This is a genomic window from Maribellus sp. CM-23 (assembly GCF_021354595.1).
In the GTDB taxonomy this organism is placed as follows: Bacteria; Bacteroidota; Bacteroidia; order Bacteroidales; family Prolixibacteraceae; genus Draconibacterium.
In genome coordinates this window covers 743,693-757,621 of record NZ_JADWYJ010000003.1, presented here as the reverse complement: position 1 = coordinate 757,621, position 13,929 = coordinate 743,693, and the positions used below count along the sequence as shown (strand labels likewise).

The window sequence follows — 13,929 nt, the reverse complement described above, 5'->3', positions numbered from 1 at the left end:
TTTGCTTATTTGCCCGGTTAAAACTTCAGCAACTACCCGTCGCTTGAAGCTTTCATCATAAACTATAAATCCTGACATAAATTTACTTTTTGTGTAAACCTATTTTAGGACAAGACATTTTACCCCTCCAAACCTCCCCTAAAGGGGGAGGCTTAAAGTCCCCTATAGGGGATTTAGGGGTGAAAACCCTAGTGGTTACTTACAAATCGTAAGTTCAGTCTAACACAAAAGAGCTTTTGGGACAGCCCCAGGAGAAAGGGTAAGTCCTCTACTATAGATCAACTTTTATTCTCACTGATCATTCCCTCGAATAAGGATTTTTTATTCTTCCACAAAGTAGCGCAACTGGTCGAGCATAATGGGCACATCCTCCCGGTTAACACCCTGAGCCAGCAAATGATGCAAGTCTTCCTCAAACACTTCAAAAAATTCCTGCTCGGTAAAGTCGCTTCGGTCGATCGATCGTTTATAGAAATCCAGCGCTTCTTTCCGGTTTCCAAGGCTCCACTGCACATGTCCCATGTTCATGAGGTCGTGTTTGTTGGGCTCATCGTCCACCAGCATGTGAAAGTATTTTTCGGCCTGTTCTTTTTTTCCCACCACAAACGAACACCACCCGATCGGACGCCACACCTTTTTATTCCCCGGCTCCAGGTATTCCACTTTGAAGTAGCATTTCAGCGCCTCTTCATACTCGCCAAGTTCCAGTAAGCAATGCCCGATATTTAGCTGAATCGAAAGGTTTTCCTCGTCCAGCATTTCGGCTTCACGGTAATATTCCAGCGCTTTATCGGGTTGCTTCAGGTTGCGGTAACACAAAGCTATTTTATTGAGGTTCCACTTTTTATTCAACTCGTATAATTCGGCCTTTTGATAGGTTTCCAACGCTTTCCGGAAATCATTCATTTTCTGGTAGCAAAAGCCGAGCTTCTGGTACATTTCACCGTTTTTCTCGATTTCCAGCAGGTAAGTAAACACCTCGGCGGCTTCTTCAAAATAATTTTTCTGAAAGTAGAATTCAGCCACGTTGCGAAGTATTTTTTCATCCTCTTTCAGGATGGCTCCCAGCGCGGGCTTATTGTGAAAATCAAATCGCCAGTCAAACAGATCTTCAAAATCACTCTTGCGGGGATGTAATTTGAAAAACCGATACAAATCCTGTATAAACTGGTTGGAAATAAAACCGGCTTTTTTCCCCGGATCCGTCAGTTCTTCCTCGTTTTGCAATTCACGAAACTGGTCCATCTCCGCTTTCATAGCTTCGGCCATAAACTCGCGGTTTTCAGCAGGCAGATTGCGCAGGCTAAAACAAAATGAATATTTATCGGAATTACAGAGAATAGGTGCCGAATCAATCACCCGGATAAAACGATCCGTAAAATCGTCGTGCAGCTTTAGCCCCATGTCAATTTCAGGATTCGAGGCAAAGAAAGGCATAAACCAGTTCGACAACTCGCTAAAAAACGGGAACATTTTCAGCATGGCAAACGAACTCATAAACACGTCGGCACCTTCCATCTGCATTTCCGAGAACTCCTCCATCTTGTTCATCAGTCCCGGCGAGTCTTCAAATATTTTCTCCCATTCCGGATTTTTATCCTCTCCAAGGCTGTCATCCATCAGGCTGTCGAGATTGATTTTGTCCTTCAGGTTCGGACTAATGCGGATCATCTCCGGAATAATCTCGTCGGTGATCTTCTTTTGAATCTTCTCGGTCTCCTTGCTTCTGATCAGCTGAACAATAACGGTTTCCAGGTTTGTTTTGAACGCCGGATTTTCATCCAGAAAACGCAGGTGAGCCGTTATTCCCGGGTAGTTTGCCAGACGGCGGTCGTAACGGTAAAAAGCCAGCACCAAGGCTACCAGTGCCCGTTGATTTACTTCCGGGTTTTCATTTCCGTAGCCCTCAAACAGAAGATCGAACTTGTTTTTATCGAAATACCGCAGCAAACTCAGAAAAATCCCGCTTACAATAAATGCTTTGTACGGCACATCAATAAGTTCACTTTTCAGAAAGTCTTTTACAAACTCTGTTTCTTCCTTTTTTAGCTCGTTCTGAAACCAAAGATGATAAAACAGCCTAACAATCTTATCCTGTAAATCGGATGGATCGGGAGTACTGCTTTCAGTTTTTAAATCCACATCGTCAACCAGCGAACGCAGCTCGTCGTGCAGAGCATACGACTCCAGTTCATTCAAAAGATGGTTAAAATCGATGCTGCCAACAAAGCTTCTTTTCTTTTCGTACTCAAGCGCCGAAGAAAAACGAAAGCGCGCAGCATCGTATACTTTGTCGGCCAGTTCATACACCGAAACGATCAGTTTTCGGTAAACCGTCTGTCGTTCCGGATCCTGTATTCCCTCTACCGTATATTTTAACATAAAATGATAAGTCTGATCCAGGTTTCGCCATTCATCCAGAAAAAGCAACTGACCACTGTCATTGATCAGTTTTTCCAGACGGTCAAAGGCAGGCTTCAGCCGGCGCCTCGCCAGGTCGTCACAAATCGCATCGTATCTTACTTTCAGTTCTCTATTGGTCATTGTCTGTCAAATTTAAGGCAATAAGGGGAAGCAGTCAAAAAACACTCCAAAAATTGCAATCGGTTGTTTTGGCTGAAAACCAGCCTTTCAGAACTGACAATATTGCGAGATATTTCTTGTTTAAGCTTTGCATTTGTTAAGCAGAGCATGACTTTTTGTTTAAAACATTGATGTATCTTTGCCCGATGTTGTTAAAATTTTGGCTGGAAGGAATAATTATCGGAGTGCTGGCGTCGGCACCGCTTGGCCCTATCGGGATTCTGGTAATTCAGCGCACCCTGAACCACGGCCGTACCACCGGCTTCTATTCCGGGCTGGGGGCTGCCCTCTCCGACACTGTCTACGCTGCTTTTGCCGGTTTTGGCATGGCGCTTATCATTGGGATCATTCAGCAGCACGAACTTTGGGTGAAGCTGGCAGGTGCTGTTATCCTGGTCCTGCTGGGAATCTTTATATTTTTTTCGCACCCCGAAAGGCAATCCGTAGAAAAGCTGAAAAAGAAGGGAAATCCTCTAAAACACATGGCCGGCACTTTTGTAGTCGGGATCTCCAATCCTCACATCATGCTGTTGCACGTGGCTATGTTTTCAGGTTTTGGAATCGTATTATCGCATAAAAATCTGGGCGAGGCATTTTTTGTCCTGCTGGGAGTCACCATGGGATGCCTTTTGTGGTGGTTTGGGCTTACCTGGATCATTGATTTGTTCCGAAGTCGTTTCAGCCTAAAAATTCTTTTATGGTTCAACCGCATTGCCGGTATCGCCATCATTCTTTTTGTGGTTGTTTACATGGTCAAAACCATGATGCAATAGAAACCTCTTTTACTTCAGAAATTACTTCAGCGGAGAATCAGGTTCGCTTTTAAATACCTGGTAAATGATCTGGTCAACCAGCCATGCCCACAGTTTGGCCATCAGTACGATCACCTTTCCATCCCACAGCGAAATGATCATTTTCCGGCGCCGGTTTTTAATGGCACGGTACATAATGCTGGCACATCTTTCGGCCGACATCATTCGGTTCTCGTTTCGGGGCGTTTCTCCCTGCTCGCGACCGTCACTCACCAGCGCTGTTTTTCTGATTTCGGAAGCAGTAAAACCAGGTGCCGCCACCAAAACATGCAAGCCCGAACGCAGGTATTCAATTCTGACGGTATCCAAAAATCCACGTACCGCAAACTTGGACGCCGAATAACCGGTACGCCCCGGTAAGCCAATGTATCCTCCGGTGGAGATAACTCCAACGATGGAGCCTTTCTGTTTTAATATGTGTGGCAGGGCATATTTGGTGCAGTAAACCGTTCCCCAGTAGTTGACATTCATCAGCCGATGCAAAACGTCCAGTTCCACATCTTCAAAAATAGCCCGCATTGAAATGCCTGCATTGTTAATAAGGACATCGATTTTCCCAAACTTACTTACCGCCTGATCAATCAGATTTTTGCAGTCTTCCGGTGAAGTAACATCCGTTTTTACGGATAAAACATCTACTTTGCTGAGTTTTTCTTTAAGTGCTTCAAGACGGTCAACTCGCCGGGCAGCCAAAACAAGATTAAACCCTTTTTCGGCAAATTTCTCAGCCAGCGCTTTTCCAATTCCGGAAGAAGCCCCGGTTATAACGACTACTTTTCTTTGCATAGGTAATGAATCTGAAGACTGCTGTAGTTCTAATAAAACCCGAAATTACACATTTTTCTATATTCTCGGCGGTTTCAGAAATATATTAATCGGTTTGAAGAACGAAGCTTCAATTATTTTTCAAATAACTTAAGAATGCCCTTCCCCAATTTATCCAGCGAGTTCTTCATATCGTCTTTGGTGGCATCGGCCACTGCTTTGGTCGTTTTCGAAAGATCGGGACTTACCTTTGGATTCCCCACCGGACCGTTGATCACCACTCCTGCCGGAAGCATTTTGATCTTCTCATTTCCGGGAATCACTGCCAGTATTTTCTGAATGTCCGGGCCAAAAGCCTCACGCTCTACATTGAAATCCAACCTCAGATCAATCAGGTTCTCCACGTTCAAAGTACCGGCAACTGTAGTCTCCTGTCCAATCACTTTGGTTTTGAATGGTTTTAACAGCAGGTTTCCGTTCTCCACGTTCAGATTGGCCACAAAGTCAGCCACCCGAATATCTTTTAATTTCTCCTTTTTAATGATTCCGCTTAACTGATTAAACACAGGCGAATTTACTATTTCCAGGTTCTGTGTACTAAAAGTTCCGGCACCATTGGCAGAAGCAGGGATCAGACTCAGTTTTTCACCCAGCTGTCCTTTTAAGGCAAATTTCGAATTCAGTTTCCCAGTGCTGTTTCCGGCTCCGGGAATCATGTTTTTAAAGCCCGCCAATGTTCGGAACATGGTAGGAATATCAAAGCTGTTGATGTCAAAACCAAAATCGAACAGTGGCTTATTTTCCGGGGTGTTTTTATACGAACCATTCAGATTCATTCGTCCTTCCAGCATGTCCATGGTCAAGTTCTGCAGCGTTAGTTTCTGGTCGGCAGCTTTTATGACACCGTTGATGTTCCGGATAGGAATCCGGTTAAATACCGCATTGTCAATATCCGACCGGAAAGTTACATCCACCCGCTCCGGAACACTAAATGCGAGCACATTCGCTTCCTCTTCCGTCGTATTTTGAGCAGCCGGTTTTGTTTCGGCAACCGCCGCATCTTCAACCTGTAAACGCAGCAACTCATTCAGATTTACCCGTTTTGAATTCAACTGCAAATTGGCATTCAACACACCTTCCTTCAGAAAATAATTCAGGTAATTGCTTACTGTTCCCGACAAACGGAAATCGCTTTCACCCAACTGCATCAGAAATTCACTCAATAATATCTTATCCGGAGAAAAACTCAGGTTTCCTTTGGGAACCAGTACCGGCTGTGTCAATTCGGGCGTTTCATACACAAAATTCTGAAGCAAAACCGTACCATCCGAGCGGATCTTGTCGTATCTCTCTGCTTCCACATCCGAATAACTGCCACGTGCCATCAGGTTGGCATCAATCACCCCCGACATGTTTACACTGTCCATTGGCAGCGCGTTTTTTAAATGCGAAAGATCCACTTTCCCTTTCAAAGCACCGTCAAAATACGGGTCGCTCATCGGTGTGCTTACAGCCAGTGTGAAATCCACCGGATTCTGCCGAATCTCGGCATGTGCTTCGTTTACATTTATTTTGGTCAGATCCAGGTCACCCTGCGGCTTGGAAATATCCACCGCAGCCCTGATGTTTTTGATTTCTTCAGGCATATCGGCGTAGCGCAGATTTCCGTTCTGGATGTTCATTTTCAGACTAAACTCCGGATAATCCTCCCCGTAATAAAAGCCGGTGAGTGTGCCTTTAATATCGGCATTCCCCTGCGCATGAATGTCTTTCATGTACGACTCATACACCGGCGGCACCAAAGCCAGGAAATTTTCAAAGCCCGAAGATTTGGCATTGAGTTGCATATCAAAAAATAGAGTGTCGGAAGGCATTTTTAACGAACCTCCCAATTCCAGCGGCAGGCGGTTTACCATCAGCTCATTTTCGGCAATGGTAAAAGTCATCGTCTCAAAATTCACATCCAGCAAAGTTTTTACATTCAGCGTTGTTTTTGAGATGTATTGAATTCCGCCGTACTGCAACGACAAATCACCTACATTTCCACCGGTTTCCAGGCTTGTTCCCTGCCCGTACATTTCACCGCTAATATCGAGGTTCACATCCGACAATGCCAGGTTCATATTCAGGGATTTGTCGGTGTATTTCAAGTCAGAATGAAGTATTTCTATTTTATCCAGTTTTAACTGAAAGTCATCCTCCGAAGTAGTCTCAGCTTTCGGTTCTGATGGGGCATTTCCGGCCGGAACAAGATCCCAGTTGGCCGCTCCGCTCTCGTTCACCAAAAGATTGATAAATGCCTGATCCACCACAATCGACTCCACTTCCATGTTTGACGGATTAAAAAGCGACGAAAGGTCGATGGTCGTCCGCAGCGATGGAATACTCAGCAACGTATCGTTCGCAAACGCGCCGGTTCCGGTGATCAGCATATCTTTCAGATCGACACTGGCTTTGGGAAAATCGCGAAACAGCGAGATTTTTAGATCGGCCAGTTCCACTTTGGCATTCAACTCTTTATTCAAAGTTCGCTTGGCATACTCCAGCAGGTTTTGCTTAAAGATAATAGGAATGGCAACCAAAGCGCCAACCACCACTAAAACTATGACCAACAGGATAATTATTATTTTCTTCATCTTATTCATATTTTCTGTTCACTGTTAAATAACGAACTACTTCTCCGTTATCTTGACGGATCGAAACCCGTTTTGTTACCCGGCATTAGCGTCAAAAATACATAATAGAAACGCAAGCCGTGCACTGATGTTGTTAAAAGAATGAAAACTGTGTTAAGGCGCTGTTCTCGGGTAAACATACAAAATGCATGAATGCTATAATGCGGAAATGCCTTAATAATAAATACCGATTCTTTTCCGACTCATTACTCAGTACTTTTCATTCATTCAAACCAGTAAAACAACGTGCTCCTCCAGGCCAGAGAGTTAATTCATTGCTCACAGTTTTGTTTCTTCCAAAATCAATTGCCGCAACAGTTGCAAGGCAGTTTGTGCTGACCGAACAATGTTTCGCTCGCGGTGATCGCCGACAAAAACATATTTCCGGGCAAATGTTTTGTGCTGTCCGGCCAATGCGATCCACACCGTCCCCACAGGTTTTTCTTCGGTTCCTCCGGTCGGGCCAGCAATCCCCGTGGTTGCCACTGCATAATCTGCATTCAGCAGGCGTCTAACACCTTCCACCATTTGCAGAGCCACCTCTTCGCTCACTGCCCCCACGCTTTCCAGCGATTCGGCACTTACTCCGAGCACCTGCTGTTTCACCTCGTTGGCATACGAGGTAACACCGCCTTTGTAGTACATCGAACTCCCGGAAACAGAAGTGATCAGATGCGAAATATAGCCACCCGTGCAGCTTTCGGCCACCGCTAGTGTTTTTCCGTTGTTTGCCAGCATCTGCCCGATCACGCTTGCCAGCGTATCCTCGTCGTAACCAAAAATGCTTTCTGAAATCAGCGGCCTGAGTTTTTCAATCTCGGTTTCCACCTCTTTTCTAAGGGTCTCCTCGTTGTCGCCATAGGCTGACAGGCGCAAACGTACCGACATCGGATTTGGCAAATAAGCCAGTTTGATGTGCTTAGGAAGCGCATCTTCCCAGTTTGAAATGCGGTCGGCCAGCATCGACTCGGGCACGCCCTGTGTCAACACGGTTTTATGGAAAATAGCTTTTGTGCGCCCGGTCTTGCGCAAACGGGGCAGCAGTTCAAACTCCACCAGGTATTGCATTTCAAAAGGTACGCCAGGCATCGAGACAAAAATGGTGTCGTTTCTTTCGAACCACATTCCCGGGGCAGTTCCCAGTTTGTTGGGCAGAATCGTGCAGGATTCGGGCAGCATCGCCTGGTCCTGGTTCAAACGGTTCACATCGATGCCACGGTTGGCAAAACGCACTTTTATGGCTTCGAGCGTGGGCTCGTGAAAAACCAGCTGCGTATCGAAATACTCGCAAAGCACCCGCTTGGTAATATCATCTTTGGTGGGTCCCAAACCTCCGGTAATCACCACGAGGTCCACTTTTTCCTCGGCCTTTCGAATGGCTTCCAGAATGTGCTCGCGGTCGTCGTGAACCGAAGTAACCTGGTAAATTTCGATGCCGTTTAAACTGAATTGCTGGCCGATCCAGGCCGAATTGGTATCGACGATCTGACCGATCAGAATTTCGTCGCCTATGGTAATAATCTCTGCCTTCATCACAATGTTTTCTTTCCGAAGCCAAAATTAACATTCTTTGGGCGATATGAAATGCTGATGAAACTGATCTTAACAGATAATACAGCGGGAATCAGTTTAAAAGAAAATTAATCCACCTTCTCCAATTCAATCCAAAACGGAAGAATCTTTTTGCCGGACGAGAAATAATTTGCCATCAACTCTCCTTCGTATCCCGGGAGATCCACATTTCTCATTTCCAGTACGTCCGTATTTTCTGAATTTAGCAGCCTGTTCACCACCCCGTTTGTTTCCAGCAGCAATGTACCGCCTCCATCAATCGCCCGAACAAATTTGAATTTGACAGTGTATTTCCCGGGATTGACTTTTACATTCCATTTTCCAAAAACTTCTTCCTGCGCCCAGATACCGCGCTCTCCATCGGCCTCATTACGATTCAGGATGATCGGATTTTCATTTTTATTTCCAATCTCAATCAAGGGCTGGTGAACGATGTTTTCAGAGCTAATTAAATCGCGGTATGTCAGATCCAGTTCCTTCTTTAGCTTTTTCGCAAGGTCCGTATTTTTCGGAAGGATGTTCTCCTGCTCATATGGATCGTCCTTGATATTGTACAGTTCGAAATCGCCGATTCCGGTATCAAACGAAGTAAAACCAACCAGTTTATAATCGCCTTTGTACAAAGCCATGTTGTTGTACAACTCCGGATAACGACGCGTCCAGTAAAAAAACAGAGAGCGTTCCTGCCAGTCGTAATTGTCTTTTGTAATGAGCGAAAACAAACTTTTGCCATCAATCACACGCTCAGCAAGTAATTGGACACTGCAAATTTCAGCAATGGTTGGCAACACGTCGATATGCGCCGTTGTGGCATTTACCTCCTTGTTTTTCGTACCGGGATAACGCATAAAAAAGGGCACCCTGACTCCGCCGCGGTACACACTCCCCTTTCGTCCGCGCATTCCGGCAACATACCTCGGCTGCTGCGGGCCGTTATCGGTCATAAAAATGACAACGGTGTTTTCACTCAGTTGCAAATCATCCAGGCGTTGTAAAAGTTTTCCAATGTTATCATCGATGTTGGTCACCATTCCGTAAACTTTCCGGGCATCTTCCTTGTCTTTTTCACTCATTTCCGGGAAAGGCCTGGGATCCGTTTCAAAACCGGAAGAAGGACCGATATCCCTGTACATTTCATAATACTTCGCAGGCACCTGTAGTGGTGTGTGCGGAGCATTAAAAGACAGGTAGCAAAAGAAAGGTTTCTCTTTATTCAACTCAATAAACCGCATGGCTTCTTCCGCAAAAATATCGCTGCAATACCCGGTGTAAGGCTCCGGTTTCCCGTTGTGCCAAAGCACCGGATCAAAATAACTGCTGTCCCCCTTGAACCAGGTCGTGATATCTCCCACCTGTCCCATTCCCCCCGAAAGATGGACGAGCGATTCGTCAAAGCCCTGGTCCATCGGCCGCGAAGGATAACAATCGCCCAAATGCCACTTGCCAAAAATTCCGGTATTGTATCCCTCGTTTTTCAGCATTTCAGCAATGGTAGTTTCCGAGGCGGCCATTATTGATCCGCCGTTGTAGGTGTCTCTCACCCCGGTTCTCAGGCTGTAACGCCCAGTCATCAGGCTGGAGCGGGTGGGTGCACAAACCGGCGACACATAAAAATTAGTAAAGCGAATGTTCTCTTCGGCAAAACGGTCGAGTACGGGCGTTTTTACATGCGGATTTCCGGTGCATCCCAAATCGCCGTAGCCCTGATCATCCGTGATGATCAAAACAACGTTCGGACGAGCCGCCTGCTGCGCATAAACTGCCTGGGAAATGGCTGCGACTAAAAAAAACGTCAGCCATGTTTTAGTCAGAAAGTTGGTCATAGGTTTTATCGGGTTAAAGTGAAACAATTTATTTCTTCAACTTCGATTCATAAAGCTCTATCCATTGTTCAGGACTGAGTTTACCTGCCAGTTCACCAAGCAAATCAAACGGAATCTGCCCGGGCTTTTTAAAGCGAATACAACTTTTGCCCATATCCAACTTTGTTTTCGAATGCTTTGGATATTCCCCCACAAACCAGTCGTAAATTCCGGGATCGGCATACATGGCAAAGTGGTACACGGCCATAAAATTCTTTTGCGAAGCAAGACTTATAAAAGGTAGTGGCTCAGCCGGATTTACATGGTAACCCGCCGGGTAAAGCGAATGAGGCACCACAAAGCCAATCATTCCGTAACTAATGGTTTCCTGAAAACCTTCCGGCAAATTTTCGCGGATCACCTGCCGCAACTTATGCAATGCTGCTTTTCGTTCTTCCGGAACCTGAGCGATGTATTCTTCGGGCGAATGAGCTTCAATCTTCATGTTCGTTGAATTTCACCCAAGTTACAACTAATTTTTCAGCCGCTGTTTTTAGGTTGCACAGCATTAAAAAAAAAACAGCCCGGCTTATTTCTCATACTGTTTCAAATGATCGAGGCGTTGCAAAAGCGTTGGGTGCGAGTAGTGAAAAAACACATACGCCTTGTGTGGCGTAAGGTTGCTAAGGTTATTTACCGACAGCTTTTTCAAAGCCGAAGCCAAAGCCTCTGCACTGTAGTTTTCGGCCGCAAAACGGTCGGCCTGGTATTCGTTGCGGCGCGACAGGATGTTCATAAAAATCCCGGTAAAAAACGAAATGGGCGTATAAAGCACGCCAAAAGCCACCAGCCCGATGTGAAAGTTGGGCTCTTCCACTCCCAGCGCACGGCTCAGGTGCGGATTGTTGATCAGCAGCCCCAGAATAAACAGCACAATACCGGTTTGCAGCAAACCAATGATCAGCCCCTGTACCACGTGCTTCTTTTTGTTATGGCCGATCTCGTGTGCCAGCACCGAAACAATCTCTTCGGTAGTCATGTCCTTGATAAGCGTATCGTACAACACAATTCGCTTTTTGGAACCCAGCCCGGTGAAATAAGCATTGGCTTTGGTGGAGCGCTTCGATCCGTCGATCACAAAAATATTATCGAGCTTAAAACCTACTTTTTTCGAAAAATCGCTGATGGCATCGCGCAGTTCACCATCTTCGAGCGGCGTTTGCTTGTTGAAAAGCGGCACGATCAGGTTGGAATAAAACATGGCCATAAAAATGGAGAATACCGACACCACCACCCAGGCATAAAACCAGAACCCGGTTCCCGTTTTTTGGTAAATAAAAACGATCAGCGCCAGCAAACCGCCGCCAATGATACCGCTCACCAGCCAGCCTTTTATTTTGTCGAGGACAAAAATTTTAGGAGTGGTTTTATTGAACCCGTATTTCTCTTCGATCTTAAAAACCGCATACACCGAAAAGGGCAAATGAATAAGGTCGGAAGCAAACATCAGAATCCCGAAAAAGACCAGGGCTGCTAAAATGGCGCTCGATGTAAGGCTCCACGCCCAGCTGTCGACCAGTGCAAAACCAAAAAACAAAAACATTCCCAGTGTCAGTACCATGCTGAAACTCCCTGTCAGCATCCCAAAGCGATGGTTTTCGCGCTGGTAAGCCTGCTGTTTGCGGTACTTTTCCTCGTCGTAAATTCCCTTCACTTCTTCGGGCAGGGTATCGCTCCATTTGGTGGTATTCAGGTAATCGAGGTATTTTTCAAAAAGAAAATCGACCGCCAGGATCGCAATAATGAGCCAAAACAGAAATTCGTGCATATGCTTAATTTTTCGCCTGTAAAAGAACTAAATTTTGAATAAAAACCGGCAAAATTTCCAGGACAGAAGCAAGTGTTCACCCCTTGGCTCCCGTTTCTGAGTAACTTTTTTCACCCGTTTGTTTGAAATATGTAATGAAAAGCTTTATGTTCGTTTTTGAAGCCACAAAGCATACTCCGACAGACAAAACACAGCCTGCGGGCCTTGTTTGTTCGGGGGAAAGCGATGTCAGAAAAATGAAAAAAAAAGAGAATGGGCGCAGATATGGTTTTTTTTATCACATTTGCACCCTGAATGGATAATTTGTATGAATCGTTACATTGATTTATTAAAGACGCTGATCGCGACACCTTCGTTCAGCAAAGAGGAAGCAAAAGCGGCTGATATAATGCGCGCATTTCTGGAAAAGGAAGGCGTTCTGTATCACACCAAGGAAAACAATACCTGGGCGCTTTGCAAACATTTCGACAAACACAAACCAACCGTTTTACTCAACTCCCACATCGACACGGTACGCCCTGCCAAAGGTTATACATTGGACCCTTTTGCACCGATTGAGGAAGGTGACATTCTATACGGACTGGGAAGTAACGATGCCGGCGGACCACTGGTGGCGCTGCTGGCGGTGTTTGTACATTTTTACGAACGCGAAGATCTGCCATTCAACCTGATCTATGCCGCCACGGCCGAAGAAGAGATTTCGGGGCGCCGCGGACTGGAAATTGTTCTACCCGAAATTGTGCCGATCCAGTTTGCCATTGTGGGCGAACCCACACGCATGGAACTGGCCATTGCCGAAAAAGGCCTGCTGGTGCTCGACTGTTACGCCCGCGGAAAATCGGGGCATGCAGCGCGCGAAGAAGGCGAAAACGCGCTTTACAAAGCCATCAAGGACATCCAGATACTTCAGAGCTACGAGTTCGAGAAAGTTTCCAAGGTACTGGGAAAAGTAAAAATGTCGGTAACACAGATCGAAGCCGGTACGCAGCACAACGTGGTGCCCGATATCTGCCATTTTGTGGCCGATGTGCGTACCAACGAGTTTTATTCGAACAAGGAAGCGGCCCGTATCATTAACCAGCTGATTGAGTCGGAAGTAAAACCGCGCTCGGTGCGGCTGAACTCTTCGGGAATCAGCGAGGAACATCCTTTTGCACAGATTGCCAAACGCAGGGGAATTCGCATTTACGGCTCCCCCACTACATCGGACCAGGCGATTATGTCGACGCCTTCGGTGAAAATGGGCCCCGGCGACTCGGCGCGCTCACACACCGCCGATGAGTACATTTACAAAAGCGAAATTTTAAAAGGAATCCAGCAATATATTGATATGCTGGAAGAGTTGAAACTATAGGATTTTATCTTTTACTGCCTGTTCCAGCCTGCCCTGTTCAACAAAGGCAAGCAGCACATACAATGCGGTCATGACAACAAGTCCGACCAGGTATGCGGTGGCTCCCAACGGGAGAAATGCAGTCGAAAATAAAAGGATTATTACCAGCCCTGTAAACACACTCGAAAATCCGATGGAATACCTGACTGAAAGGTGGATTTTATCCGCTTCCTGTTCGAATCGGAACTTTGCGATTATATCCGGGCGTAGCTGAAACAGCTGTTTCCGGTATTTCGACAGCCAGAATCCATTTTGGGTCCAGTTTCCGACAAAGGTTTTTACGGTGTAGCCGGTGTAACTCTGTTTAAAAATCAACTGAGGGTTTACATTGGTTTTGCACGTTTCCTCCGCAACCTTGTCTTTTATCTGTTGAGCAGCGTGCAAATCCAGCTGATAGTTTTCGGTATTAAGTTTAATCATAGTTTATTGGCTTGTTGGCCGCAATGTTCGATGTTGTTTTCCAAACAACCACGCGAGGGGACTCGCGCGGGAGCGGGGG

The 13,929-nt window shown here is 45.9% G+C and carries 10 protein-coding genes; 2 read left to right on the top strand and 8 right to left on the bottom strand.

Annotation, left to right across the window (positions count from 1 at the left end; all coding sequences use genetic code 11):
• Positions 1-321 precede the first annotated feature (321 nt).
• On the bottom strand, positions 322-2,544 hold the full coding sequence (locus INQ51_RS13945) for a tetratricopeptide repeat protein (protein WP_233378580.1): 2,223 nt from the start codon (positions 2,542-2,544) through the stop codon (positions 322-324).
• A 185-nt stretch (positions 2,545-2,729) separates the two neighbouring features.
• Between INQ51_RS13945 and INQ51_RS13940 the strand changes: the two genes are divergently transcribed.
• The gene (locus tag INQ51_RS13940) at positions 2,730-3,356 is read left to right on the top strand and encodes a LysE family translocator (protein ID WP_233378579.1); all 627 of its coding nucleotides are present in this window, start codon (positions 2,730-2,732) and stop codon (positions 3,354-3,356) included.
• A 21-nt stretch (positions 3,357-3,377) separates the two neighbouring features.
• Here INQ51_RS13940 and INQ51_RS13935 read toward each other — a convergent pair whose 3' ends face one another.
• The 6 genes from INQ51_RS13935 to INQ51_RS13910 all read right to left on the bottom strand — a co-directional run bounded on the left by INQ51_RS13935 (position 3,378) and on the right by INQ51_RS13910 (position 12,037).
• On the bottom strand, positions 3,378-4,181 hold the full coding sequence (locus tag INQ51_RS13935) for an SDR family oxidoreductase (protein ID WP_233378578.1): 804 nt from the start codon (positions 4,179-4,181) through the stop codon (positions 3,378-3,380).
• 113 nt (positions 4,182-4,294) lie between these two features.
• Complete coding sequence (locus INQ51_RS13930; protein ID WP_233378577.1) at positions 4,295-6,796, bottom strand: AsmA-like C-terminal region-containing protein; 2,502 nt, start codon at positions 6,794-6,796, stop codon at positions 4,295-4,297.
• Between the two features lie 318 nt (positions 6,797-7,114).
• A complete protein-coding gene (locus INQ51_RS13925) occupies positions 7,115-8,368 on the bottom strand; it encodes a competence/damage-inducible protein A (protein ID WP_233378576.1) in 1,254 nt (417 codons plus the stop codon).
• Positions 8,369-8,475: 107 nt separating this feature from the next.
• A complete protein-coding gene (locus INQ51_RS13920; RefSeq protein ID WP_233378575.1) occupies positions 8,476-10,230 on the bottom strand; it encodes an arylsulfatase in 1,755 nt (584 codons plus the stop codon).
• A gap of 28 nt (positions 10,231-10,258) precedes the next feature.
• Complete coding sequence (locus tag INQ51_RS13915; RefSeq protein WP_233378574.1) at positions 10,259-10,714, bottom strand: DUF1801 domain-containing protein; 456 nt, start codon at positions 10,712-10,714, stop codon at positions 10,259-10,261.
• A gap of 84 nt (positions 10,715-10,798) precedes the next feature.
• Positions 10,799-12,037 carry a M48 family metallopeptidase gene (locus INQ51_RS13910; protein ID WP_233378573.1) on the bottom strand — a complete coding sequence of 413 codons (1,239 nt, stop codon included), beginning with the start codon at positions 12,035-12,037 and terminating at the stop codon, positions 10,799-10,801.
• Between the two features lie 307 nt (positions 12,038-12,344).
• Between INQ51_RS13910 and INQ51_RS13905 the strand changes: the two genes are divergently transcribed.
• On the top strand, positions 12,345-13,391 hold the full coding sequence (locus INQ51_RS13905; protein WP_119438404.1) for a M20 family metallo-hydrolase: 1,047 nt from the start codon (positions 12,345-12,347) through the stop codon (positions 13,389-13,391).
• Here the strand turns inward: INQ51_RS13905 and INQ51_RS13900 are convergent.
• The gene (locus tag INQ51_RS13900) at positions 13,386-13,850 is read right to left on the bottom strand and encodes a hypothetical protein (RefSeq protein WP_233378572.1); all 465 of its coding nucleotides are present in this window, start codon (positions 13,848-13,850) and stop codon (positions 13,386-13,388) included. The two genes, INQ51_RS13905 and INQ51_RS13900, sit on opposite strands and share 6 nt — an antisense overlap.
• Positions 13,851-13,929: the final 79 nt, after the last annotated feature.

Bases quoted from the DNA above. Each gene is read 5' to 3' on its own strand.
- INQ51_RS13940 (WP_233378579.1), top strand. From the start codon at position 2,730: ATGTTGTTAAAATTTTGGCTGGAAGGAATAATTATCGGAGTGCTGGCG.
- INQ51_RS13900 (WP_233378572.1), bottom strand. From the start codon at position 13,850: ATGATTAAACTTAATACCGAAAACTATCAGCTGGATTTGCACGCTGCT.
- INQ51_RS13945 (WP_233378580.1), bottom strand. From the start codon at position 2,544: ATGACCAATAGAGAACTGAAAGTAAGATACGATGCGATTTGTGACGAC.
- INQ51_RS13925 (WP_233378576.1), bottom strand. From the start codon at position 8,368: ATGAAGGCAGAGATTATTACCATAGGCGACGAAATTCTGATCGGTCAG.
- INQ51_RS13935 (WP_233378578.1), bottom strand. From the start codon at position 4,181: ATGCAAAGAAAAGTAGTCGTTATAACCGGGGCTTCTTCCGGAATTGGA.
- INQ51_RS13930 (WP_233378577.1), bottom strand. From the start codon at position 6,796: ATGAAGAAAATAATAATTATCCTGTTGGTCATAGTTTTAGTGGTGGTT.
- INQ51_RS13920 (WP_233378575.1), bottom strand. From the start codon at position 10,230: ATGACCAACTTTCTGACTAAAACATGGCTGACGTTTTTTTTAGTCGCA.
- INQ51_RS13905 (WP_119438404.1), top strand. From the start codon at position 12,345: ATGAATCGTTACATTGATTTATTAAAGACGCTGATCGCGACACCTTCG.
- INQ51_RS13915 (WP_233378574.1), bottom strand. From the start codon at position 10,714: ATGAAGATTGAAGCTCATTCGCCCGAAGAATACATCGCTCAGGTTCCG.
- INQ51_RS13910 (WP_233378573.1), bottom strand. From the start codon at position 12,037: ATGCACGAATTTCTGTTTTGGCTCATTATTGCGATCCTGGCGGTCGAT.